26 protein-coding genes are annotated in these 23686 nt (G+C 35.3%); 25 read left to right on the forward strand and 1 reads right to left on the reverse strand.

Going from position 1 to position 23686, the window contains the following annotated elements:
- Positions 1-15 precede the first annotated feature (15 nt).
- From LKD48_RS08395 to LKD48_RS08455, 13 genes are all read left to right on the forward strand, one after another.
- Positions 16-747: a LytR C-terminal domain-containing protein gene (locus tag LKD48_RS08395; protein ID WP_308731739.1), complete on the forward strand. Its 732-nt coding sequence runs from the start codon at positions 16-18 to the stop codon at positions 745-747.
- Positions 748-913: 166 nt separating this feature from the next.
- Entirely contained in the window at positions 914-1258 is a 345-nt protein-coding gene (locus LKD48_RS08400) for a helix-turn-helix domain-containing protein (RefSeq protein WP_308731740.1), read from the forward strand.
- Positions 1255-2028 carry an ImmA/IrrE family metallo-endopeptidase gene (locus tag LKD48_RS08405; protein ID WP_308731741.1) on the forward strand — a complete coding sequence of 258 codons (774 nt, stop codon included), beginning with the start codon at positions 1255-1257 and terminating at the stop codon, positions 2026-2028. The genes LKD48_RS08400 and LKD48_RS08405 overlap by 4 nt, the downstream gene beginning before the upstream one ends.
- Positions 2021-2560: a PIN domain-containing protein gene (locus LKD48_RS08410; RefSeq protein ID WP_308731742.1), complete on the forward strand. Its 540-nt coding sequence runs from the start codon at positions 2021-2023 to the stop codon at positions 2558-2560. The genes LKD48_RS08405 and LKD48_RS08410 overlap by 8 nt, the downstream gene beginning before the upstream one ends.
- 270 nt (positions 2561-2830) lie before the next feature.
- Positions 2831-3037, forward strand: a complete 207-nt coding sequence (locus LKD48_RS08415) for a hypothetical protein (protein WP_308731743.1) — start codon at positions 2831-2833, stop codon at positions 3035-3037.
- A gap of 399 nt (positions 3038-3436) precedes the next feature.
- On the forward strand, positions 3437-3889 hold the full coding sequence (locus LKD48_RS08420; protein ID WP_308731744.1) for a DUF4869 domain-containing protein: 453 nt from the start codon (positions 3437-3439) through the stop codon (positions 3887-3889).
- A complete protein-coding gene (locus tag LKD48_RS08425) occupies positions 3879-4280 on the forward strand; it encodes an ATPase (RefSeq protein ID WP_308731745.1) in 402 nt (133 codons plus the stop codon). The genes LKD48_RS08420 and LKD48_RS08425 overlap by 11 nt, the downstream gene beginning before the upstream one ends.
- Position 4281: 1 nt before the next feature.
- Positions 4282-4962, forward strand: coding sequence for a hypothetical protein (locus tag LKD48_RS08430; RefSeq protein WP_308731746.1), 681 nt, complete (start codon positions 4282-4284; stop codon positions 4960-4962).
- A gap of 89 nt (positions 4963-5051) precedes the next feature.
- Positions 5052-5189, forward strand: coding sequence for a hypothetical protein (locus tag LKD48_RS08435; protein WP_308731747.1), 138 nt, complete (start codon positions 5052-5054; stop codon positions 5187-5189).
- Positions 5190-5419: 230 nt separating this feature from the next.
- Entirely contained in the window at positions 5420-5689 is a 270-nt protein-coding gene (locus tag LKD48_RS08440) for a hypothetical protein (protein ID WP_308731748.1), read from the forward strand.
- A 221-nt stretch (positions 5690-5910) separates the two neighbouring features.
- Positions 5911-7656: a DUF4062 domain-containing protein gene (locus LKD48_RS08445; RefSeq protein ID WP_308731749.1), complete on the forward strand. Its 1746-nt coding sequence runs from the start codon at positions 5911-5913 to the stop codon at positions 7654-7656.
- Positions 7657-7725: 69 nt separating this feature from the next.
- Positions 7726-8550 (forward strand): FRG domain-containing protein, encoded by an 825-nt coding sequence (locus LKD48_RS08450; protein ID WP_308731750.1) that lies wholly within the window; start codon positions 7726-7728, stop codon positions 8548-8550.
- Between the two features lie 110 nt (positions 8551-8660).
- On the forward strand, positions 8661-10115 hold the full coding sequence (locus LKD48_RS08455; protein ID WP_308731751.1) for an SEFIR domain-containing protein: 1455 nt from the start codon (positions 8661-8663) through the stop codon (positions 10113-10115).
- A gap of 453 nt (positions 10116-10568) precedes the next feature.
- Here the strand turns inward: LKD48_RS08455 and LKD48_RS16630 are convergent, their stop codons facing one another.
- The gene (locus tag LKD48_RS16630) at positions 10569-10703 is read right to left on the reverse strand and encodes a hypothetical protein (protein ID WP_408628573.1); all 135 of its coding nucleotides are present in this window, start codon (positions 10701-10703) and stop codon (positions 10569-10571) included.
- Between LKD48_RS16630 and LKD48_RS08460 the strand changes: the two genes are divergently transcribed.
- The 12 genes from LKD48_RS08460 (at position 10685) to LKD48_RS08515 (ending at position 23665) form a co-directional block, all read left to right on the forward strand.
- Positions 10685-11272: a hypothetical protein gene (locus LKD48_RS08460; protein ID WP_308731752.1), complete on the forward strand. Its 588-nt coding sequence runs from the start codon at positions 10685-10687 to the stop codon at positions 11270-11272. The two genes, LKD48_RS16630 and LKD48_RS08460, sit on opposite strands and share 19 nt — an antisense overlap.
- 206 nt (positions 11273-11478) lie before the next feature.
- Positions 11479-12930: a sugar transferase gene (locus LKD48_RS08465; protein WP_308731753.1), complete on the forward strand. Its 1452-nt coding sequence runs from the start codon at positions 11479-11481 to the stop codon at positions 12928-12930.
- A gap of 168 nt (positions 12931-13098) precedes the next feature.
- Complete coding sequence (locus LKD48_RS08470; RefSeq protein WP_308731754.1) at positions 13099-13749, forward strand: hypothetical protein; 651 nt, start codon at positions 13099-13101, stop codon at positions 13747-13749.
- 38 nt (positions 13750-13787) lie between these two features.
- A complete protein-coding gene (locus LKD48_RS08475; RefSeq protein WP_308731755.1) occupies positions 13788-14591 on the forward strand; it encodes a WecB/TagA/CpsF family glycosyltransferase in 804 nt (267 codons plus the stop codon).
- A 10-nt stretch (positions 14592-14601) separates the two neighbouring features.
- Positions 14602-15780, forward strand: coding sequence for a glycosyltransferase family 4 protein (locus LKD48_RS08480; RefSeq protein ID WP_308731756.1), 1179 nt, complete (start codon positions 14602-14604; stop codon positions 15778-15780).
- The gene (locus LKD48_RS08485) at positions 15770-16576 is read left to right on the forward strand and encodes a glycosyltransferase family 2 protein (protein ID WP_308731757.1); all 807 of its coding nucleotides are present in this window, start codon (positions 15770-15772) and stop codon (positions 16574-16576) included. The genes LKD48_RS08480 and LKD48_RS08485 overlap by 11 nt, the downstream gene beginning before the upstream one ends.
- A gap of 10 nt (positions 16577-16586) precedes the next feature.
- Positions 16587-17171, forward strand: a complete 585-nt coding sequence (locus LKD48_RS08490) for an acyltransferase (RefSeq protein WP_308731758.1) — start codon at positions 16587-16589, stop codon at positions 17169-17171.
- Positions 17172-17174: 3 nt separating this feature from the next.
- The gene (locus LKD48_RS08495) at positions 17175-17855 is read left to right on the forward strand and encodes a CatB-related O-acetyltransferase (RefSeq protein ID WP_308731759.1); all 681 of its coding nucleotides are present in this window, start codon (positions 17175-17177) and stop codon (positions 17853-17855) included.
- Entirely contained in the window at positions 17848-19053 is a 1206-nt protein-coding gene (locus LKD48_RS08500; protein ID WP_308731760.1) for an O-antigen ligase family protein, read from the forward strand. The genes LKD48_RS08495 and LKD48_RS08500 overlap by 8 nt, the downstream gene beginning before the upstream one ends.
- 26 nt (positions 19054-19079) lie before the next feature.
- Complete coding sequence (locus LKD48_RS08505) at positions 19080-19907, forward strand: glycosyltransferase family 2 protein (RefSeq protein WP_118578344.1); 828 nt, start codon at positions 19080-19082, stop codon at positions 19905-19907.
- 16 nt (positions 19908-19923) lie between these two features.
- A complete protein-coding gene (locus LKD48_RS08510; protein ID WP_308731761.1) occupies positions 19924-21384 on the forward strand; it encodes a lipopolysaccharide biosynthesis protein in 1461 nt (486 codons plus the stop codon).
- A 34-nt stretch (positions 21385-21418) separates the two neighbouring features.
- A complete protein-coding gene (locus tag LKD48_RS08515) occupies positions 21419-23665 on the forward strand; it encodes a polysaccharide pyruvyl transferase family protein (RefSeq protein ID WP_308731762.1) in 2247 nt (748 codons plus the stop codon).
- Positions 23666-23686 lie beyond the last annotated feature (21 nt).

The following is a 23686-nucleotide window of genomic DNA, read 5'->3' on the forward strand; positions in this document are numbered from 1 at the left end:
CAAAGGAGTTTTTTAATGGCAGGCAATAGACGACGTAAGCAGGATAATTCAGGTGTGCATGCGTTTTTGTATGTACTGGTTGTACTGGTACTGCTTTGCGGTATGGGCTACCTGTTTTACTACTCCCGTTCACAGGCAAAGGAACGTCAGGAGTACATAAGAGTGTTAGAAAGTAAGGAAGCGGCAACTAAGGATGTGGTGCAGGTAACTGTGCCAGAGGAGCCAGAGAGCGAGACAATAAGCGAGGCAGAAAGCAGTACGCCAGAGGTTCAGACAGACACTCAGACCGAGATTGAGTCGGAATCTGAGACTGAAAGTCATCTGGAAAGTGAGTCAGAGACGAAGAGCGAGACAGAGTCACAAAGTATCGCATCAGAGTCAGCTAAAAGTACAGAAGCAGATTTATTTTCTGCAGAGAACCCACGGATTATTGTGTTAAATGGAACCGGCAAAGCTGGTGTTGCTGCTTACTGGAAGCGCTTCCTTCAGGGAAAGGGTTTCACAAATGTTGTAATGGCAGATTATAAGGGAGAGATTAATGATCACACCGTTGTCTATGTGACAGCAGGTGGAAATGCACCGAAAGGCGTATATGACCTTTTCCCAAATGCGGAATACCGTGAGGAAGGACTTGATAGTGCCGACCCTAATGCCGATACAAACGTGAAGATACCAGACAGCCAGAAGAAATTTGATTCCTACGATATATGGATTGTAGTCGGAAAAGACGACGCGCTGCATGATTAAGACAAGATAAGAGAAAGACCGCAGAAGCTGTGTGAAAGCATGGTGGAAGCGGTCTTTTAATTTATAGTGTTTTACTTGAGAATGTCATATTTTCTGATGCAAAACCAGTTGAAATTATGACAAAATAAGGATATAATATAAGTAAAGCAAAAGGAGGAATACTGATATGATGAATGAAAAATTTATTGGAGAAAACATTAAAGCACTTAGAGATAAAATGGGTTTTAGCCAGACTAGTATTGCTCGCTTTCTCAATGTTGACCAGAGTTTAATTTCAAAAGTTGAGAAGGGTGAACGCACGTTATCTGCTGATATGCTAGAAAAACTTGCATGTTTGTTTGGAATTTCCGTCAATGATATGGAAAGTAATGTAATTGAAGCATCTGAGTTATCAGTTGCTTTCAGAGCGAATGATCTCACAAATGAGGATATGGAGACCATTAGTGTTATTAACCGAATTGCACTTAATTCAGAAGTTATGGGAAAATTATTGAAAGAGGCAAACGAATGATTGATTACGCAGATTTGATGACAAAAGCAGAACGTTTAAGAAAAAGGCTAGGTGAGGATAACAATTCGCCTGTTGATATTTTTTCATTGGCGCAGGAAATTGAAAAATTGACAATTGTATATTATCCAATGGGAAATAAACTTAGTGGAATGTGTATAAAGGGGTCTGATGAAAGATATACGATTGCATTGAACTCATCCATGACATTAGGGCGTCGGAGATTTTCTCTAGCACATGAATTTTATCATTTGTTTTATGACGATAATATGAGGGCTATTTGTGCAAAACAGATTGGTTCAGGAAGTGAAATTGAAAAGAATGCGGATGCATTTGCGGCGTATTTTTTAATGCCGCGCGCGGCATTGGTAGATAAAGCAGACAGCCTTCTGGAAAAACATGCAGATAAAATAGATAAACTTACTATTCAAGATATTATTAGGATCGAACAGTATTTTGGAGTAAGTCATCAGGCGGCTGTCTATCAATTAAACCATTGTGGGCATGGACGTTATATAAATAAAAATGAATTAGATGCAATATTGAATACTGGTGTCAGAAGGAAAGCAGAGGAAATGGGATTTTATTCAGCTTTGTATCGTCCCTTACCAGAGAAAAAACAGTATTATACGTATGGTCATTATATTGATCAGGCAGAGCAGCTATTAAATAAAGAAATTATTTCAAATGGAAAATATGAGGAATTACTATTGGATGCCTTTCGAGATGATCTTGTGTACGGTATTGAGGAGGGTGGTGAGGTAATTGACTGAGCCATTATTCTTCGATACTGACTGTATTTCGGCATTCCTTTGGGTTGACAATGAGAGTATCCTTTCAAAGTTATTTCCGGGAAGAATTATTATTCCAAAGGAAGTATATAGCGAACTATCTCATCCTGGTGTCAATCATGTTAAGGGTTTAAAAGCACAGATTGATATAATGATTGAAAACAAAGAGGCAATAGTTGAGACTATTATGACAGGGACAGATACATATGAACTGTATAGACAGCTTACGAATAATCCAGAACCCGGACATAAAATTATAGGCCGTGGAGAAGCTGCCTCTATTGCGTTAGCAAAAGAGAAGCAAGGGATTCTCGCCAGTAATAATTTGAAAGATATATCAATATATGTCAGGGAATATGGACTTACTCATGTTACAACAGGTGATATAATGAAAATGGCATTCGATGCTGGATATATCAATGAAGAACAAGGAAATACTATTTGGAAAAATATGATTGCGCGGCGGAGAAAATTAGGGTACGCAACATTTTCTGAATATCTGGCAGAACACTAATATTTTCTGTTAGAAATGATGAAAAAGATGGAGATGAGTAGAAGTTAATATAGAAAATATTGGTGAGCGACAGCCTCCCCTGAAAGGATATCGTTTCAAGTGAAATGTCATATTGCCACAGCCTCACCTGAAAGGGAAGGTGGCTGTGCCGAAGGCACAGACGGAGGGGTAATTGAGACCTACCATAGTAAAATGACAATAATGTTGTGTTTGCCTTCAATAGTATCAAGCTTTATATTTTTCTATCTCAAATTACTTGAAGAATGTGTTATGGCAGCCTGTGATGCAAAAAATCGAAGCGGCTTTCAGCAGATTCGTTCACAGGGAAGTACAGAACCGATAAAATTTGAATTATATTATAGAGAAAGCAGCAATACAAGACCAATCACGTATGAACTTGAGATTGATGAGGATAATATGGGACGCCCATATGTAAAAGAAGAACGTCTTCGCCAGAGAGTAGCAAAAGTTGGATGACCGCTTTCATTTTTATTTCTTCAAAATGGAAAAGGATATGCCTATGAGGGAAAAGAAGGCGGAGCAGATGATACAGGCCGCAGTGTTAGTGGTGAAAAAATAGAAGTGGAATTGACAGACATTCGAAAGCTTTGAATTGTTACGCTAGGAGCGATGAAACAATATGAGAGAATTGAACGATTTTTAAATTTTCTCAAGAGTTGGTATTTATTTGTTGCCGGTGCCTGGTGCGTGCCCCCGCGGCGTGCTGGAAAGGCGGTAGAAGGTAATGTCGAGAGCTAAAAAGGTTGTTTTTGTTATCGTGGAAGGACCTACTGATGAGGTTGCTATTAGTTCTGTGCTGAAAGGAATATTTACATTACATGAGATCAATTTTCAAGAAATAAGGAGTGATATAAAATGATTGATATTTATACAGAAAAGAAAAATTCAAAGAATTGGATTCTTAAAAATGATTTGTATTTTAATTTAAATACAGCAAATGAAGAAATGTCTGAAAAGGAAGTCAAACTGATTCAGCAGGTTGATGAGGCAAGATTGACCACAGATAAGCATATTGAAACCAAATATGGATTGGGAACAATTCGCAATTTGTCGTCAGGCTGTAAGACGTTGCTTAATATTATCAAGCATCCGGACAAAGTAGTGTGTGTAGAGGAATGTGGACCCAATGTGCTTAAATTTATATTTGCTATGGATCATATAAAGATTTATATGTCTAGACCATCGTTAGCTGATATTCCAGATGATGCCCAAATTCGATTCAATGATTCGGATGTAGTAGTAGGCAGCAGAGGATATAGTGCATGGTGGAGCAAGGAATATGAGAGGAGAGAAGAAAATGATTTATAATAGGATCGCATTTCAGGCGGCTCCGTTTTCATATGATCTGATATTTGATGACAGGATAACACTCGTAGGTGGAGACAGTGGTACAGGAAAAACAGTTCTCTACGAAATGCTAGAGGATTTAAGATTAACGGAAGATTACCAAGCAATTCGATTGTTCAATTACAAGACTGACGATTTCTCAAAATCATTAATGCAGTGTAGAAATAGTTTTATTGTGATTGATAATGCAGATATCTTGATAGATGATGAGGATCGAAGATTTATCAATTTCGAGTGCTCGAATCAGTATATGCTTTTTTCAAGAAACTGTGATGGGCTTAATGTGTCGGATAAGAGTTTTAAGGTATTGAAGTTTGATGAAAATCAGATAACACTGGAAGACGAGGTGTGAGATGAGGTATTTGTGGACAGAGGATATAGGGGCAGGACTTCATTTCTGGAGATTGATGAACCTGTTGATTTTTGACGGTGAATTTGTTGTTGAAAGTAAAGGAAGCAATCAAGGAATATTGGACGCATTGTCGGAGGTGGAGATATCGGATAGTAATAGGTATTATATCGCGTTTGATTATGTAGTTGATAATCAGGATATCCGTAATAAATATCGGGTATTAAAATCGATAGCGAGCAGATCTGAAGGGAAGGTTGTAATTCTGGATATGATTTGTTTTGAGTATCTGATTTTGGCGTTTGATCAATTGGCAAGTTGGACAGGAACAGGCAAGAGGGATAAGATTGAGATCAGACAAGTGTTATTGTCAGCAATGGAAAATCATAGCATTAATTTAGCAAAGATTGCTGATAAAAATACATTGAGATATTTATCTGGATTTAAGCGATATTCGACAGAACGAGTAATGAAATCATTAGCAGGAGAACTTACAGCAAATGAGAAGTGGTCGATAAAAGGATCTTCAATGGGCGAATGCTGGTACAAAGATTGCTGTATATCAGATTATCCAAATAGTATTAGGTGCGGAAAACCCGAGCTTAGAATAGGGAAAGAGAGAATGAGGTGTCTGCTAGAGTCTAAAGAAATAAAGAAGTTGGTAGATGTTTTAGAGAGAAAATAAAACTGTCAAACAAAGAAAGTGATGGAGCTGGAGCAGAAAGAGAAACTTTTAGAGAATTTTAAGAAAGGTTAAAGAGTTGCCATGAGGAAATGGATGAAGATAAAGCAGTAGGAATTGATGGGGTAACCAAAGAAGAATACAGCAGAAATCTTTACATTTCTTGGCTTTACGCACTACTGTTCCAAAGGAAGGAACGGAAAGTTCAGAGTAAAGAGGAAAACCAGTAAGAAGAAGTTTGCCAAGAAATGCAAGGAGGTTCACCGACTGATAGGAAGTATGCGCACTCTAACAATCAAAGAAATAACATCGAGGCTAAACCGAAGAAGCCAAGCCCTAAGCTATACATGGAATAACTTTCTAAACATGATAGATACGAATTACCCGTTGGTAGTTCCAAGGACATATGTTAGTGTATACGAATGATAAATGTTGAACAATACGTTTCGTAAGGAGCCGGATGCGGGAAAACCGCACGTCCGGATTTTTAGAGGGGCGTGCCTTGAAAGGGGTGCGTCTACTCGACCTTCTTATAAGAGATATAGCTGCCTATGTTACAGAATATGGTCTTTCTCATCTTACGACAGGTGACATTATGAAAATGGCATTTGATGCTGGATATATCGATGAATCGCAGGGAAATACCATATGGGCAAATATGATTGCACGAAAGAGAAAATTTGGATATGCATCATTTTTGGATTATCTTGCAGAGCATCAGAGTGAGTAGTTAACGACTACAATTCTGCTTTTCTGGTATAGAATCAACTATTGTTGCAAAGCAGAAAGTTTATTTTGAGTAAATTAAAACGAAAGTGCAAAGTCGCTTGAAAGATGATAGTCATTGTGCTAGAATGTGTTTGTGAAACAAAAAATTGAATTGTAAATATTAATGCGTAGAACAATTCGAAAAAATAAAAGTTTGGTGAAAAATACGGAAGGAGAATATGGATGGAGAAGAAATTTCAGATTTTTATTAGTTCAACATATGAAGATTTAAAAGAAGAACGTGCTAAATTGGTTGCAACTATTCTGAAGGATTATCATTTTCCGATAGGAATGGAAATGTTTAGTGCAGATAACGTGGAGCAGTGGGAACAGATAAGAAGAACTATTGATAGCTCAGATTATTATGTCTTAGTAATTAAGCGTAGATACGGTTCAATGACAAAGGATGGAATTAGTTATACAGAAAAAGAGTATAATTATGCAAAGGAAAAGAAAATTCCAGTATTAGCATTCGTTGCGGCTAGAGATGCAGCAATAACAAATAGCGATATTGAAGATGATCCAGAAAAATTGTTTTTGTTAAAGAAATTTACCGAGAGGGTACTAGTTGAAAATCCAAGTGAGTTTTGGAAAAATCCAGATGATCTGTGTACGAAAGTTAGTCAAGCATTGCATAAGCAATTTGAGACGAATCAAAGAAGAGGATGGATAAAAAACAATGAGGTGGGTGGCAATGATGATATTGAAAAAATGAATATCCAGACGCTTATTGATATAAAAAGAAAAGTTGAATATGAAATAATCAGAAAAAATAAAGATATTCGTTTGGCATATGATTTTGTAGATAATATTGATGATAAAATACTTCACAGTATTACAAAACAGACGTATATTGATAATTTTAATCGCGAAATCGTTTTGGAAATTATTGGAGATCAATTGAGAGTTGGAATAACGACTCGAATAGAATTTTTGAATGTTAAAAATGATATAAATTATTATTCATCCTCGCCTAGGTTTGAAACACTTGAGCAAGCTAAGAGTTATAAACATGAGGACTTTACAATAAATGGAGTTGATTATCGCGATAAAATTGTATCAGAAATTGAATGCACTCACGAAAATCGACAGTTTCCATATCTTTTAAGAAATGCAATGCCATTGGTGTATGATAGCAATAGTATTACAGTTGTACATAAGACTTCACATAAAATACCAGTGAATCAATTTTTTCATGTGTATCAATTGGTTTTTCCGTGTAGAAGTTTTTTGACAACTATTATAATTAGTGGAAATCAGGATAATAAGTATAAGTTAAAAACAGGAACATTTTCTTCATTTAATGTGCATACATATGAAAAGCATACTTCAGAATATCGTAAAGATGGTGTTAATACAATAACAATAGGAAAGTGGGCATTGCCTGGTTCTGGTTATACGGTTACATTACAAAAAGATATCCCAGAAGGAAAGACCGAAAAGAGTTTGATGCATTCAGCAAGGATGGGGGTATTCTTTGACGACAGTGTTTTTGTACTAAAACCTGAAGATCTGATTAAATATCGTGCTGCAAATGAAGAAGTGAGTATTGATTTTAATCTAAATCCATATGAAAGAAGTCAAACACTTTATCCCAAATTTTTGAGTTTTGTTTTAAAATATATTGATAAAATGGATTTGGAAGTATATCTGAATGCCAATGAGAATGCGCAGCTTGTAGTGTGTATTAATAATGTAACTGATTCATTAACAGGAGTATCTGTGGAATTTAAGTATTCAGATTTAAATATGATACTTCAAACGTTTGAATTTGTGTTGAATAAAGGAGAGAATCTTTTGAGGATACCGTTGAAGGATATGTATAGCATGGCGTTAAGCACAATTTCAGAGATTTGCTTTGTTATACATCCGGATGAGATTAAGCAGAATCAGGGAACGTTCCAAATTAGTAATATGAGAATTGAGTAATAAGGTGAATTAGTACGACAGTAATTCGACAATGAAATAAATGAAAATAAAGCAGAGGGAGAATTATGAATGGATACAATTAAAATAGAGAAAATAAATCAAATAAGCGACTTGATTTGGGATCAGAAATATGAAACTGGAATTAAGCGACACAGATCTCCATATTTGTACAGAGGGTTATCAAATTCAGCTTTTAATTTAGCAACAACACTTCAAAGAAATTGTAAGGAAAAGAAGGACATAATGGAGCCAGTTATACTTCGTAATTTTACGAAGTATGCAACGATAGAGGATCCTAAGTTAGGGGAATCTGTATGGAGACAAATGATAGTTGGGCAACATCATGGCCTTCCGACTCGTTTGTTAGACTGGTCGTATTCTGTGTTGGTGGCGCTTCATTTTGCAACAAGTGGAGAGCCACTAGATACAATGGGGGATCATGACTGTGCAATGTGGAGAATCGATATTGAAGAACTGAATCAAAAACTTCCTGATCGGTATCAGAAGATACTCAAAAATGAGAATGCGCATTTATTAACTGTAGATATGATGGACAAGTTGATTCCGGAAAATACGGATGTACTACAAACATATGATGGAGAAATGAAAGCAAGTGCGTTGGCATTGATTGAACCATTATCAATTGATCAGCGAATTGTTAGTCAGTATTCATATTTTTCTGTAATACCATCGCAGATGGAGCATGGAGATGATGCGTTAGGAATTGAGGAATTTTTAAAAACTACAGACAATACTATTAAGTATGTAATTGATAAAAGTCTGAAATGGCGTATAAGAGATATGTTGGATCAGATGAATATGAATGAAAGAACTGTTTTTCCTGGGATGGATGGAGTGACGAAATGGCTAGCACGGCATTATTATGTGAGATAGTTGTTGGAATGAGTTTTCTATACATCTTGTTGATAGAATTAAATAGACTAAGAGGAAATTGAGAATTAGTAGCACGTAAATAATAGAGGAAATAACTAGGAGGAGACAAAATGCTAGACAGAATACCGCAAGTGTTTATATCCTATTCATGGACAAATGAATTGTTTAAACAAAGTGTTGAAGAATTGGCACAGAAATTAATGCATGATGGCGTAAATGTTAAATTGGATATTTGGGATTTAAAAGATGGACAAGATAAGTACATGTTTATGGAAGAGTGTGTGACAAACTCAGATATTGATAAAGTTCTTATAATTTGTGATAAGGGGTATGCATCTAAAGCAGATAAGCGCCAAGGTGGTGTAGGAACCGAAACTGCGATAATATCTGCTGAGGTTTATCAGAATGCTAGACAGGAAAAATTTATTCCTGTGATTATGGAGAGAGATGAAAACGGAGATCCATATATGCCAGCATACTTGAAAAGTAGAATTTATAAAGACCTTACGGGTGATAATTATGAAAAAGAATATGAATCTCTTTTGAGAAATATTTATGAGAAGCCTGCAAGAAGAAAGCCAGAACTTGGTAGTAGACCTAAATGGCTTGATGAGGAAGCTCCAGCAGGATTGTATCCAGTGAAAGAAGCAGAATTGAGAGTTGCAGGGATATCAGTAAATAGGTTGAAATCTACTACACTTCAAGAATTTATTGATGTTTATATTGAAGCTCTCAACCCTTTTTTTAGGAAGACAATTGACGAGAATACATATTTAGAAGATTTTGTTTCATTAAAAGAGTACCGAAACATCTTTTTAGATTATTTAAAACAGGTTGCGCTAAAAGCGGATTGCTTTGGAGAAAGTATGGCTGATACATTTGAAAAAATGTATAATACATTATACAATGTTCAAACGTTTGTTCCGAATGCATTTAGTGTGAATCCTGATTTGTTTGATATCTTTAGAGTGCATATTTGGGAACTCTTTGTTTGCACAGTAACTTACATGTTACATGCTGAGCTATATTCAGATATTAATAAATTATTAGTGCATACATACTTTCTACGTATGTCTCCGGTAGGTAGCGACATACGCCCTGTAAGTTACAATGGTTTCTATCATTATTCTAATGTTCTAGAAGAAAAAGTCAAACCAACATTGTCGGGAGAACTCAAAAATAAACTCACTTTGACAGGACATTATTTATGCAATGAAAGGGAGTATTTGCCTATTTATTCAGGTAAAAAGTTAGCTGAAGCCGATTTATTTTTGCACCAGGTGTATAATGGTCTGGGGTTAGAAGAACTTACATCATATTTTACATGGTTTCCTATTTGTTATATTTATGCAGAGGAATATAGTTCAATGTGGGTTAAGTTAAGGTCAAAAAGATTTTGTGAAAAGATAATGCTGATTTTTGGTGTTGATACGGTAGAAAAGCTGAAAGGCTGCTTGGTAAAATGTATTCAAGATAAAAATGCGCGTTATAGACAGGGATTTGTTCTTCCGGCAAGGGCAATTTTGGATTGTATTAAAGAAAATGAAATAGCAACGTTACCGTGATAGCTTTCCGATTGAGACTATGAGAAAAAGCAGAAGTTACTTGATGGAATACAAGAACTTCTGCTTTTCGCTGATTGTCAAGATAGTTGACAGGTGCGAGCTGAGAAATCGGAAGATTTCCACTTGCTTGAAATAGAGCATTTGTAAGCTGATTTTAATATAGCGGAGAAACTCCGTCGGGTAAGACCTAGCCAGTCACCCGTACCGAGTCCTTGGAATCAAAATGGTAACATTAGGTTTAAGCGTAGGACAGGGAGCAACAGAGCCGAAACGAAAGTAAAGCTAATGAGCCGGGAAAATATTGATAATGGAATAGGTCGACATGCTCTGACACATGGCAGGCAATATTCAATTATTCGATAAGGCGAGAATAATTGGACATCCCCCGGTCAAAGGGCTTGGCGAGGTTGATGATAAATATTAAATCGGAACAGCTGAGATCTGGCTATCTCCTCAAAAAAAGCGATCTGAAAATTGAGATAAAGCTTCAATAAAACAAATTAAAAAAGAATTTCCAGAAAGTTCGGCAATTTTGCGATGAAAATCAATATCATATTTTTGAGATATAGATGTATCCGCCAGTTTCATTTTTTCAACACAGTCAGATAAGTAGTGAAAATGATGGAAATGTGTATGTTCCTCAGGACTCAATGAATACTATATTCAATACGACAAAGAAGAGAGGGCAATTCATTTATGATAATCAATTAGACGATGAGGATAAGAGAAACTTCAATGGAGTAAGCGCAATTAAATCCTCGGGTGTTGTGGGACTTCTAGATAAACGCTCTCATGAAACAAGAGATGCAGAAGATGCAGATCTAGATAGGTATACTAGAGATAGCTTGATTAGAATTGGTGATTCTGATCAGGCGGAGACTGTCAGAAGAAAACTGGATACACATACAAGTAAGGAACTTCCTAAATTAAAAAAACAGAGAGGTACTAAGTATGATGAGATAACTGGCGAGCCGTTAGGCAAAAATTCTGCATTTCATCATTTAAATGAGAAAGAACTTTTTACAGATCCGGTAGATGTTCTTGACGAAAACAGAGGTATTAATGTAAATCTTGATACGCATAAAAAAATTCATAAGCAGGGTATAGGAGCTGCTTTGGTACCTGGTGGAGTTTGCAACTTTAATAAAATGTTTTAGGCGCTCCCCACTAAGTGACAATCGCTGACACTCCCCTACAAACTTTGTTGTATTTTGGCAAAAATGGTTCTTGACTTGTTTGTAAGAATGTAGGATAATAATAGACAAGCAAAAAAAATTAGACTTTCGAGGAAGACAGCCGCAGAATCACTCTCGAGTTTCGGGGGGGGGTGCTGCGGCTGTATAAGTGAGGGCAAAAAGAAGTAATGTACAGAAAAGAATCTGAAGGCTGGTTTAAACACACCGATTTTATCTTGCTTGACATGATCTGCCTGCAGATAGCGTTTTATCTCGCATATCTGATCAAGGGACTGGGTATAAATCCCTACAATGATCTTGTTTACCGCAATATGGCAATTGTGTTGGAGTTTGCTGATCTGGCAACGATGTTTATGCTTGATATGCTGCATCATGTAACACAGAGAGGACGCTACCGGGAACTGATAGCAACGGCTGGAAATGTTGCTGTTGTTGGTCTTTTGGGAATTGCGTACTTGTTTGTTATGCAGGAGGGCGCAGCTTACTCAAGAATGACATTTGGCATTACACTTGTATTATATTTTATATTATCCTACACTACAAGATTGGGTTGGAAGCGTGTATTGGCAAGTGGCAAGTGGGATAAAAACTGCAGATCACTGTTGATCGTAACAACAAAGGCAGAGGCAAAAAAGGTTGTTGAGACAGTTCAGTCCAATAATTATGGAAAGTTCTTAATTAGCGGCTTGGTTATCGTTGATAAAGATATGACTGGTCAGAGCATTGCCGGTGTGAATGTAATAGCAAACAGCGAGGATGCTCCGATGTATGTGTGTCAGCAGTGGATAGATGAGGTGCTTATCGTTGTTCCAGATGATAAGCCATATCCAAATGAGCTTATTAAAAAGCTAGAAGAAACTGGCGTAACGATGCATCTTAGAATGTCAAAGATTGCAGAAGTGGAGGATCGTCCTCAGTTTGTGGAAAAGATTGGTTCCTACACAGTGCTTACAACCAGTTTAAACTATGCATCACCAAAGCAGCTTTTATTTAAGCGTGTAATGGATATTGCAGGCGGACTTGTTGGGTGTCTGCTTACAGTTATCATTTTCATATTTGTAGCTCCGGTTATTTATATCAGCTCTCCGGGACCGATATTCTTCTCTCAGGAGCGTATAGGAAAGAATGGAAAGAAGTTTAAGATCTATAAGTTCCGCAGTATGTACATGGATGCAGAAGCAAGAAAAGCTGAGCTGATGAAGCAAAACCGTGTAGCAGACGGAAAGATGTTTAAGCTTGATTTCGATCCGCGAGTTATAGGAAATAAGATCCTGCCAGATGGAACAAAGAAAACTGGTGTTGGTAATTTCATTAGAGTAACGAGTCTGGATGAATTTCCACAGTTCTTTAATGTACTTAAAGGTGATATGAGTCTTGTGGGAACACGACCACCGCTTCCGGGAGAGGTTTCTGAGTATGAGATTCATCACCGTGCAAGACTTGCAATCAAGCCAGGTATCACCGGCATGTGGCAGGTCAGCGGCAGAAGTGATATCACGGACTTTGAGGAAGTCGTAAGACTTGATACAAAGTATATAAAGGAATGGACACCTGCACTTGATATCAAGATCTTGTTTAAGACAGTGAAGACTGTTCTTGGCAAGGAAGGATCAATGTAAGGGAAAATAAAAAGACTTGGTGAAAGGAAAATCGTCGCGTTGCCGCGTTTTCCGTAGCCAATGACAGAGTAGCGCTTCGACAGCCCACATGAATGAAGGTGGGATGGCGAAGCGCTAGGTTGTGAGAGGGGAAAGTACTGGGTTATAAAATATAAGTAAGGGGATTATATGAAAGATTTTTTAGAAATAGCGCCAGAATTTTTAGCTGCTCTTGGTGGAGGAAGCATAGTGATTGCAGCAATGATAAAGTATTCTGCTAATAACATTGCAACTGCGCTTCAAAAACGATATCAACTCGAGTTAGATGAAAGATTTGAGACATATAAATCACAATTGAATAAACAATTAGCAGAAGATAAATCTAGGATGGCAGGAAAGCGATATGTAAGTAAGGCGTACTTTGATAGAGAAATAGAAATTAATCAACAAGTTTCGAAAGCTATGTGTAATATGGTGAGGGACATATCTTTGATGATTCCTAGTGGCTGTAGTAGTACACCTATTGATAAGAATGAGGCATACAAAGAGAATCTTCAACTTTACCATGCAGCGAATAATTCAACAGGTGCATTGCAGAATGTTGTTGAGCAAAATGCACCATTTATAACGGAAGAAATTTATGAAATGGTTAATGAAATACGAAGATTATGTAAAATGCAATTGGAGGAATTTGTAGAATTGTTTGACAACACTGATCTGGGTGATCGGCATAAAAAAATTTCTCATGATGCATATGAACGTACAGAAGAGATAAATAAGATGTATAAAGAGTATGTAAAACTGGTTAGAGACTATTTGAAAACACTTGAAATTGCTTGAAAGTAATAAAGAAAAATAGAGATAGAGGAGTTTGAAGAATGAAGAAAGGTACTAAAGGAAAAGGGCAAGAGAAAATAGTATATAAGAGAACTGTAGATAAGGCTCAGATCCCGACATGCAATATTTTAGGCGTAAACATTGCGGCGATTAACATGGAATGGTTAGTGGAGTACCTTGATAAAAATCTTTCAGACATAAAGGGAGATTATATTTGTGTCTCTAATGTACATACAACAGTGACAAGCTATGAGGATGCATCATATTGTGCAGTCCAGAATGGCGGATTAATGGCAATTCCAGATGGCGGTCCTCTTTCTACTGTTGGACGTAGACGTGGCTGTAAAAACATGGCGCGAACTACTGGTCCAAGTTTAATGGGAGAAATTTTTAAAATTTCTGCAAAGAAAGGGTATCGTCATTATTTTTATGGAAGTAAGGAAGAAACTCTTGAACTGCTTGAGAAAAAACTGAAAGAACACTATCCAGGAATTGAAATTGCTGGAATGTATAGTCCACCGTTTAGACCTCTGACGGAAGAGGAAGATAAAGCAGTTATAGAAAGAATAAACGAAACCAAGCCGGACTTTGTCTGGGTCGGACTTGGAGCACCAAAACAGGAAAAGTGGATGGCAGCACATCAGGGAAAAATTGATGGACTGATGCTTGGTGTCGGAGCTGGATTTGACTATTATGCAGAGAATATTAAGCGTGCTCCGATGTGGATGCAGAAACATAACCTGGAATGGGTGTATCGCTTAGTACAAGATCCGAAGAGACTGTTTAAGAGATACTGGAGCACTAATACGAAGTTTATTTGGAATGCAATGATAAGGGGAAAGTGAGGTAATGACTGTGGACAATGCAAAAAAAAAGAATATTTTGATTGTACATAATTATTACCAGATTCCAGGTGGAGAAGATACAGTTGTTGCCAATGAAAAGAAAATGCTTGAGAAGCATGGCCATAAAGTAATCTTATATAGCCGTAATAATGCAGAATTGAAGCAAATGTCAAAACTTCAGAAAGTTTTTCTTCCAATTACAACAGTGTTTAATCCAAGAACATACCGAGACATCAAGAAGTTGATAAGAGATGAGAAGATAGAAATCGTTCATGTTCATAACACACTTAATCTGGTGAGTCCAGCGGTCTATTATGCGGCAAGACGCATGAAGGTTCCAGTGGTTCAGACGATACATAATTTTCGGCTACTCTGTCCCGGTGCGACTTTTTATAGAGATGGGCATATTTGTGAAGATTGCGTAAAGTATGGTTTGAAATGCGCAGTAAAACACCGTTGCTATCGAGGAAGTAAAATTCAGACATTGGCATGTGTACTTAGTACTGCATTCCATCGAATGACAGGAATTTACGGAAAAATCAATTATATTTGCTTGACTGATTTTAATAAGCAAAAACTGTTGGGATTAAAGCAAATTAAACCGGAAAGGGTATTTGTAAAGCCTAATTTCGTTGAATGCAAAAATGAATATATTCCAGAAAAGGATAGAAAAGATCAATTTGTTTTTGCAGGAAGATTAGATAAGCTAAAAGGAATTGACTTACTTTTTGAAGCCTGGAAACGTATGGGAGAAGAAGCCCCAAAGTTAATTGTTTGTGGTACCGGTCCAATGGAAGATTGGTGTAAGTCGTTCATTAGAAAAAACGATGTGAACATTGAAATGCGTGGATTTGTGCCAAATGATGAGGCTCTAAAGATAATAGCAAACAGCAAAGCACTTGTATTGCCTACCCAGTGGTATGAAGGATTTCCGATGAGCATTGTGGAAGCGTTTAGTGTTGGAACGCCTGTCATTTGTTCTGATTTGGGAAATGCTGGAAGTGTTGTTGAAGAGGGAATAACAGGTTATAAATTTCAATTTGACTCTATAGAAGATATGATTACTTGCGTAATGAAATGCAATAGTATATGTGAAAGTACAGCATCTAAATATTATGAAAAATACACAGAAAAAAGAAACTATGCAATGCTTATTGATGTCTATGAAAGCCTAAAGAATGAAATATGAGGAGAAATATAATATGAAATTGTCAATTGTTACTGTTTGCTATAATGCTGAACAGTGTATAGATAGAACTATAAAATCAGTTTTAAATCAGACATGTCCAGTATATGAATACATTATTATTGATGGAGGGTCAAAAGACAAAACGTACAATCGAGTTTGTAGTTACGAGAAATCTTTTGCAGAAAAGGGAATACTATTTAAGCACATTTCAGAAAGAGACAAAGGGATTAGTGATGCGTTTAATAAAGGAATAAAAATGGCATCTGGAACATTAATTGGGTTGATTAATGCAGATGATGAATTGCTTCCGGAAACATCGGAGATATTGAAAAATGAATGTAAAAAAATAGATGTGGATATATACTATGGGAATTGCTATTGGGTTGATAGCGAAAGAAATTTAGAGTATGTGTTTAAACCTAAACATGATTTAAGTAAACTGTTGTATAACATGATTTTGATTCATCCATCTACATTTGTAAAGAAAAAAGCTTATGAGGAATGTGGTTTGTTTGATGTGACTTATAAATACTGCATGGATAAAGAATTACTTTATAGAATGTATAAAGCAGGGAAAAAGTTTGATTATATTGACCAATGTTTGACAAAATTTAAAGCTGGAGGAGTGAGTGATACACATTCTAAGGCTGTATTTAAAGAAGGAAGCAGAATGGCGTTATCTTATGGAGAACCCCAAATAAAAGTAAAAAGTATAGAGATTATAAAAACAGTTAGAAATCAAATGGTCAATATGATTAAGGGAACGAGAGTGTATCGAGTTTTGAAAGGAATATGATTTAATAAATATGGGACTAAAGAGAACAATTATAGCAATTAAATGGTTTCCAAGTCATGTCATCAATCTTTTGACGCTGAGATTGAGAAAAATTAATTGTGGAAAAAGGCTATCCACACATGGGACATTATTTGTTAGAGGAACAGGTACAATCACTATAGGCGAAAATGTATCAATCACTTCTTGCAGAGAAACTAATCCGATTGGTGGTGACGTGAAAACTATTTTATTTGCAAAAAATAATGCAACTATAACAATTGGGGATAATACCGGAATATCAAATAGTGCTCTTGTTGCGGTAGATTCGATTGCAATAGGAAATAATGTTTTGATAGGAGGAAATTGCAAAATTTATGATAATGATTTTCATTCTTTGGATTTTAATGAGAGAATGGGAACTGTAGATTTAGGAGTAAAACATGCCCCCGTTGTAATAAAAGATGGTGCATTCATCGGTGCTCACACCATAGTTCTTAAAGGAGTTACAATTGGTGAAAGAAGCATTGTGGGAGCGGGATCTGTTGTTGCTAGATCTATTCCAGATTATGAAATATGGGCGGGGAATCCTGCTAAATTTATAAAAAAGGTTGAGTAGAATATGAGTGCAATTCGAGAAAGTATTGAAAGTACTATAAAAAAAATAAAATTAAAAAAAAGAAAATGTAGGTTTGCACGATGCTCAAAAGTATCTTTTGACTGCAAATTTGAAGGAAATAATTTTATAGACAGATATGCAAAAATAGTATCATCGAGTTTGGGGTATGCAACTTATGTTGGACATAATAGCAGCATAGAAGGTTGCAATGTAGGAAGATATACGTGTATTGGGCCAAATGTGCGAATTATTCACGGAAATCATCCGGTTCATGAATTTGTATCGATACATCCGGCTTTTTTTTCTTTGCAGAAACAAGCTGGTTTTACATATGTGGAAAAACAAAAATACTGTGAAGAATCTTATGTTGATCCAGATAATCAGTATTATGTGAAGATTGAAAATGATGTTTGGATTTGTGATGGTGCCTCAATTCTTGCTGGTGTGACAATTGGAAATGGAGCAGTTGTTGCTGCGAATGCTTTAGTTACGAAAGATGTACCTCCATATGCGATTGTAGCAGGTGTTCCGGCAAAAATAATTGGAAAAAGGTTTGAAGAAGAACAAATTAATTATTTACTGTCAATCAAATGGTGGGAGAGAGATAAGAAATGGTTAAAAAATAACTGTGATTTATTTGCAGATATTTCTACAATGATGAAGGAGTTAAAAAAAAATGAGTAAGAAAGCGATACAAAAATATCTGTTATATGGTGAACTGGTTTGCGTATTGCTTATGTCTTGCTTTTTTGCATATAGAATTTTAACATTTTCAAATAGCGAACCTATGGGATACTTATTAGCTAGACTTATTTGCTTTGTATTTGCGCTATTAATTATTCTTCAAAATATCAAGAGTAAGGTAACAATATGGGGTTCTACATTTTTGGCAGTATCTTATGTGCTGATAGTGACACTTAATATTCTTATTGTTACCAAAACTTCTATAAATGATTTTACAGATGCAGCTTTATGGCCTCTTCTATTTCTTACTGCTTATGAGGTCACGGCTCAAAATTGTATTTCAGAGGTATCTCTTTTTAGAATTCTAAAGATAACAAAAATTGTATGTTTGGGATATTCATTTGTTTTGGTCATTGAACATATTTTGGGGATAATTCCAGGAACGAGTGAAATGTTTCCAACATATGTGCTTTTAGCACTGGTCCCATTTTCATTATATGAAATGGATATGGAGCATGGCATTAAGTTTAATGTAATTTATTTAATATGTACATTTCTTATCATGCTAATGACAAGTAAGCGGAGTTGTATCCTTGTTTTAGCTGTCGGAATAATGGGGTATTTCCTTGTAAAAGCTAAAGTTCAAGGAAGAAATGTTAAAGCTATAGTTAATAGAATGGCAAAATATATTCTTGCAATTTTTGTAATTTTTTTGGCAATGTATTTTGTGACAAAGCTAATGAAATTGGATATAGTTGAAAGATTAAATGAAATGTTGAATGGTGATACAAATGGGCGCAGCGCAATTTGGGAAAATGTTTTGGAGGCATTTAATGCATCGACATTGAGCGAAAAATTGATAGGACATGGTTATCATGCGTTTAGATTTTATAAATACCGTGGTTATATGTACATTTTAAATGGAAATCTAGCACATAATGATTATCTTAATACTCTATATGATTATGGAATTATTGGTGTAACTGTTTATGTATCTTTTTTACTTAGTATGATAAAAGAATTATTGCTTCTAATAAAAAAGAAAAGCGAAATAGCACCAGCATTTACTTTTTCAATTGTACTATTAGGATTTTTGACTTTTGTTAGCTATTTTGGAATAGAATCAAGAATTATTAATTATGTTGCAATTTTTTGGGGATATACGCTTGCAATAAAACGTTTTAATATAGAAAATTAATATCCAGGAAGTGAGGAAGTGGGTTTATGGAAGGGATTTCAATAATAATTCCTAACTATAATAAAGAGAAATATATAGAAAAATGCGTAAATAGTGTGCTAGAGCAAAGCTATATGCCAAAAGAAATAATAATAGTAGATGATTGTTCAACGGACAATTCAAGAAGAATTATTGAAAAATTGGCAAAGGAAAATGAAACTATAAAGCTCATATATCCAAAAACAAATGGTGGAGTTTCAAAGGCAAGAAATTTAGGACTACAGAACGCAAGTTATGATTATGTGACATTCATTGACTCAGATGATTTTTATATCAATGTGGATAAATTAAAAAATGAAATGAAACAGCTTGAATTATTGGAGGAAAAAGGTTATCAGGGACTTGCTTATTCTACTACTGTTTTGGTAGATGAGGATGGAAAGGTAATTCCGTGTAGAACTAACAGAAGACGGAGAAAAAATGAATTTATGAAAGGAAATAGAGTATTAAAAACACTTATTTCTTTATCTAAACAAAAAAGAGTACCTAGAGATTATTGTATTAGAAAAGAAACCGTTCTTAAAGTTGGAGCTTATAATTATCCTCGCAATTTTTATGAAGATTTGGATTTGTTGATGAGATTAGCAAGAATTGGAGTCTTTTTTCAGCCGACATATGAAACGGGGACTGCTTATCGACAACTACACAATGGCCTTTCGGGGAAAAAAGCTACTGATCATAGTAAGGAGATTAGAATTATTTGTGATCAGTATATGAAAAATTTGAAATTGATTGATAGGGTTATAGCAATTTTTGAACGGTATAAAACTGAGTTGAAGAAAAAAATAGTTGACATTATAAGGGAAATCGCATGAAGAATCGGAGAAATAAATGAAAACTAATTTAAAAAAAATAAGCCAGTTGTATACCAATATGACATTGCCAGTAAAGGCGTCTATGTGGTATTTAGCATGTAGTGTGCTACAAAAAGCCATAGGCTTTCTAACTACTCCAATTTTTACGAGAGTTATGGGAACAAGCGATTTTGGAGTTGTTTCAATGTACAATTCATGGGAGGCCATTCTTACTGTCCTTTGCACACTTTATTTATATAATGGCGTATATAATAACGCCATGATTGAGTACAAGAGTGATAAAGACGGATTTACATCTTCTATGCAGACATTAACTACAATACTTTCTTTGATTGTATTTAGTGTATTATTTGTATTCTATAGACAATTGGCAGATGTAATTGGCTTGTCAAAACCAATTATGCTTTTGATGATGATAGACATTGTTTTTTCAGCAGGTATGTCATTTTGGTCAATAAGAAATAGATATGAATATAAATATAAGAGTGTGGCCGTTTTTACAATATTGTCTTCGCTGTTAATGCCAGCTTTAAGTGTAATACTTGTATTAAATTCGGCAGAACATAAGGCAGAAGCAAGAATCCTAGGTACAGTTATTACGCATGTTATTGTATATGGCATTGTTTACTTTTTGAATTTAACCAGAGGAAAGAAAGCTGTTGATTTAAAATACTGGAAATATGGTATAAAGTTTAATCTGCCTTTAATACCGCATTATTTATCTAGCACAATAATGACACAATCGGATCGAGTTCTTATAAATACTCTTTGTGGATCTTCAGCAGCTGGAATCTATAGTATATCTACAAATGTAACAAGCATTATGAATATAGTAACAGTAAGTATCAACCAAGCGGTGACTCCATGGATTTATGAGATGCTGGAAGCAAAAAAAATGAAGGAAATTGGGAAGAATGTCTACAAGATAGTTTCATTAGTAGGAGTAGGATTTGTATTAACATCATTTATTGTTCCAGAAGTTATTGGTGTTTTGGCACCTTCTGAATACAAATCAGCAATTTGGGCGACACCACCGTTGCTGATCGGTATGTTTATGTATTTTATTTATTGTAATTTTGGAAATGTTGAAATTTATTTTCATAAGCAGAATGCAATGTTGTTTTCATCTGTGACAGTTGCAGTAATAAACATTATTCTTGATTATATTTTGATTCAAAAATACGGTTATATAGCAGCAAGTTATGCAACAATGGTTTCTTACTATATTTATGCAGGACTGCATTATATGTTTATGAGCAGAGTATGCAAAGAGAAGAAAGTAGAAAACCCGTTTAATGCATCTGTAATAATCGTGATGACAATTGTTTTCTCAGTATTAATTATGTGCCCAGCTCTTTTCTATCGAGTTGTATTATTGCGATACAGCATTCTGGCAGTTCTCTGTATAATTTGTTTGTTGTGGGCAATAAAAAATAGGGATTTTATTTTGCAGTTGATCAGTAAAAAACGTGTATAAGTATTACATTCATTATTAAAGAGTAGGAGGGTGTATGAAGAAAGTTGGAATTATCACGTTGACCAAAAATGCTAATTATGGAAATGTGCTTCAAAATATAGCTATGCAAAAAATTGTTAATGAACTTGGATTTGAGGCAGAAACCATTTTGAATCTTACAAATTCACCACTATTTAATAAAAAAATTTTTTCATTTACAAATTTGGTGAAATGGATACTGAATTATAACGGTTACAGAGAAAATGAAAAGCGAAATGAAAATTTTCGGAAATGTTGTTCGAAAAATTTGCAATATAGCAATGTAACATATAATAATGGAAGATTCAGCAAAGAACCGACGGGATATGAATATTTCATTACGGGAAGCGACCAGGTGTGGAATCCAACTTTTGGATTTGCAACAGAGTTTGAACTTTTGGGCTTTGTGCCGAAAAATAGAAAAATTTCGTATGCTGCAAGTTTTGGAGTTGATAATCTTGATATGCTGTCTGATTCTAGAAAGGACGATATAAGGCATTACTTAGCAGAATTTTCTTCGATTTCAGTGAGAGAGGATAGTGGAGAAAGAATAGTTAGAAATCTCTGTTCGACTCCAGTCGAAACGCATGTAGATCCTACATTATTATTAAAAAGGCAAGAGTGGGAAATGTTGGCCATTAAGCCTAAATTTAATTTAAAGAAGCCATATATTCTGGTTTATATGTTAGGAGAAATAAGTGCTGAATATCAAACGGCTATAAAAAAAATAGCAAAGCAAAATAATGCAGAGATTATAAATGCCTTAAAAGGAAAATGTAAAGTTATTAATCCTTTAGAGTTTATATGGTTAATAAATAACGCTACCTATGTTTGCACAGATTCGTTTCATGCTTCTGTTTTTTCGATTATATTTCATACGAAGTTGTATATTTTTAACAGAAGGGATCAGCATGCAAACCAAAATTCACGCTTTACTTCACTACTGAGACAATGTGGAATACAAAAAGATAAAGTAATTTATAAAAAAAATCTTGAAGATAGCAGCATTGATTGGGAATGTGTTGATAAATACATAGAAAAAGAAAGAGAACGTTCATTTGAATATCTAAAAAAAGCACTATCTAAAGAAAAAGTAGTTGTTAATCAAATAGAAATTTTGAATAAAAAAGACTGCTGCGGATGCTCTGCTTGCGCGCAGGCATGTGTCAAAAAATGCATCACAATGAGAACGGACTATGAAGGATTCACATATCCGGAAGTTGATTTAAGCACATGTGTACAATGTGGATTGTGTAAAAAAGCATGTCCAATTATTAACGCAGACTCTAATAGCAATGAAATGTTACACTATCCTGCATATGCGGCATTTGCGGATATAGAAGATGTTAGGCTTAGAAGTTCATCGGGAGGAATATTTACTCTATTAGCAGAAAATGTATTACATAAAGGTGGTATGGTATTTGGTGCGGCTTTTGATGATGAATTTATGGTGTCGCATATAGGTATTGAGCATATTGAAGAAATAACAAGATTGCAAGGAAGTAAATATTTACAAAGTAGGATAGAAAACACTTATTATGAAGCTAAAGTAGCGTTAGATGCGGGACGTCAGGTGCTATATAGTGGGACTGCATGTCAGATTGCAGGGCTTAAAGGGTACTTGAAAAAAGAATATCCTAATTTGTTAACTCTTGATGTTTTGTGTCATGGAGTACCTAGTCCTAAAGTCTGGAATAGATATTTGAGAAGTCAAGAGGTGCTGCACAATGGACATGTGCGGCGAACGTTTTTCAGACATAAGAAATATGGCTGGAAAACGTACGCCTTATTATTAGAATTTTCTAATAATAAGGCGTACGAACGGATCTTTGCAGAAGATCCGTTTATGCAAATGTTTTTATCAAACATTTGCTTGAGGCCGTCATGCTATGCATGCAAGTTTAAAAATTTATCAAGACCTTCTGATATAACAATAGGAGACTGTTGGGGCATTGATAATATATATCCAGAGATGGACGATGATAAGGGAACCTCTATAGTATTTGTGCATAGTGAAAAAGGAATGGACTTATTGAAAAAAATTATGGGCGAAATGACTTATAAAGAGGGGAACATAGAAGAACTACTTCCTAATACGGCTGACAGTCGAAAATCTGTTTCACCTCATCCTAATAGAAATGCTTTTTTTGCTGCGCTTGATGCAGGGGAAAATTGTGATGAATTGTTAAAGTTTGTAAAACCAAAAGTATCCATATTCGGAAAAGTTAAGAGAAAACTTAAAACAATTGTGAGAATGAATTAATACTCAAGTTTAAGAGAAATG

The organism is Anthropogastromicrobium aceti, from assembly GCF_020687335.1.
Taxonomy (GTDB): domain Bacteria; phylum Bacillota; class Clostridia; order Lachnospirales; family Lachnospiraceae; genus Anthropogastromicrobium; species Anthropogastromicrobium aceti.

Excerpts from the sequence above, each read along its gene's own strand:
- LKD48_RS08395 (WP_308731739.1), top strand. The coding sequence starts at position 16 with ATGGCAGGCAATAGACGACGTAAGCAGGATAATTCAGGTGTGCATGCG.
- LKD48_RS08400 (WP_308731740.1), top strand. The coding sequence starts at position 914 with ATGATGAATGAAAAATTTATTGGAGAAAACATTAAAGCACTTAGAGAT.
- LKD48_RS08405 (WP_308731741.1), top strand. The coding sequence starts at position 1,255 with ATGATTGATTACGCAGATTTGATGACAAAAGCAGAACGTTTAAGAAAA.
- LKD48_RS08415 (WP_308731743.1), top strand. The coding sequence starts at position 2,831 with ATGGCAGCCTGTGATGCAAAAAATCGAAGCGGCTTTCAGCAGATTCGT.
- LKD48_RS08420 (WP_308731744.1), top strand. The coding sequence starts at position 3,437 with ATGATTGATATTTATACAGAAAAGAAAAATTCAAAGAATTGGATTCTT.
- LKD48_RS08425 (WP_308731745.1), top strand. The coding sequence starts at position 3,879 with ATGATTTATAATAGGATCGCATTTCAGGCGGCTCCGTTTTCATATGAT.
- LKD48_RS08430 (WP_308731746.1), top strand. The coding sequence starts at position 4,282 with ATGAGGTATTTGTGGACAGAGGATATAGGGGCAGGACTTCATTTCTGG.
- LKD48_RS08435 (WP_308731747.1), top strand. The coding sequence starts at position 5,052 with ATGGATGAAGATAAAGCAGTAGGAATTGATGGGGTAACCAAAGAAGAA.
- LKD48_RS08440 (WP_308731748.1), top strand. The coding sequence starts at position 5,420 with ATGCGGGAAAACCGCACGTCCGGATTTTTAGAGGGGCGTGCCTTGAAA.
- LKD48_RS08445 (WP_308731749.1), top strand. The coding sequence starts at position 5,911 with ATGGAGAAGAAATTTCAGATTTTTATTAGTTCAACATATGAAGATTTA.
- LKD48_RS08450 (WP_308731750.1), top strand. The coding sequence starts at position 7,726 with ATGGATACAATTAAAATAGAGAAAATAAATCAAATAAGCGACTTGATT.
- LKD48_RS08455 (WP_308731751.1), top strand. The coding sequence starts at position 8,661 with ATGCTAGACAGAATACCGCAAGTGTTTATATCCTATTCATGGACAAAT.
- LKD48_RS08460 (WP_308731752.1), top strand. The coding sequence starts at position 10,685 with ATGTATCCGCCAGTTTCATTTTTTCAACACAGTCAGATAAGTAGTGAA.
- LKD48_RS16630 (WP_408628573.1), bottom strand. The coding sequence starts at position 10,703 with ATGAAACTGGCGGATACATCTATATCTCAAAAATATGATATTGATTTT.
- LKD48_RS08465 (WP_308731753.1), top strand. The coding sequence starts at position 11,479 with ATGTACAGAAAAGAATCTGAAGGCTGGTTTAAACACACCGATTTTATC.
- LKD48_RS08470 (WP_308731754.1), top strand. The coding sequence starts at position 13,099 with ATGAAAGATTTTTTAGAAATAGCGCCAGAATTTTTAGCTGCTCTTGGT.
- LKD48_RS08475 (WP_308731755.1), top strand. The coding sequence starts at position 13,788 with ATGAAGAAAGGTACTAAAGGAAAAGGGCAAGAGAAAATAGTATATAAG.
- LKD48_RS08485 (WP_308731757.1), top strand. The coding sequence starts at position 15,770 with ATGAAATATGAGGAGAAATATAATATGAAATTGTCAATTGTTACTGTT.
- LKD48_RS08490 (WP_308731758.1), top strand. The coding sequence starts at position 16,587 with ATGGGACTAAAGAGAACAATTATAGCAATTAAATGGTTTCCAAGTCAT.
- LKD48_RS08495 (WP_308731759.1), top strand. The coding sequence starts at position 17,175 with ATGAGTGCAATTCGAGAAAGTATTGAAAGTACTATAAAAAAAATAAAA.
- LKD48_RS08500 (WP_308731760.1), top strand. The coding sequence starts at position 17,848 with ATGAGTAAGAAAGCGATACAAAAATATCTGTTATATGGTGAACTGGTT.
- LKD48_RS08505 (WP_118578344.1), top strand. The coding sequence starts at position 19,080 with ATGGAAGGGATTTCAATAATAATTCCTAACTATAATAAAGAGAAATAT.
- LKD48_RS08510 (WP_308731761.1), top strand. The coding sequence starts at position 19,924 with ATGAAAACTAATTTAAAAAAAATAAGCCAGTTGTATACCAATATGACA.
- LKD48_RS08515 (WP_308731762.1), top strand. The coding sequence starts at position 21,419 with ATGAAGAAAGTTGGAATTATCACGTTGACCAAAAATGCTAATTATGGA.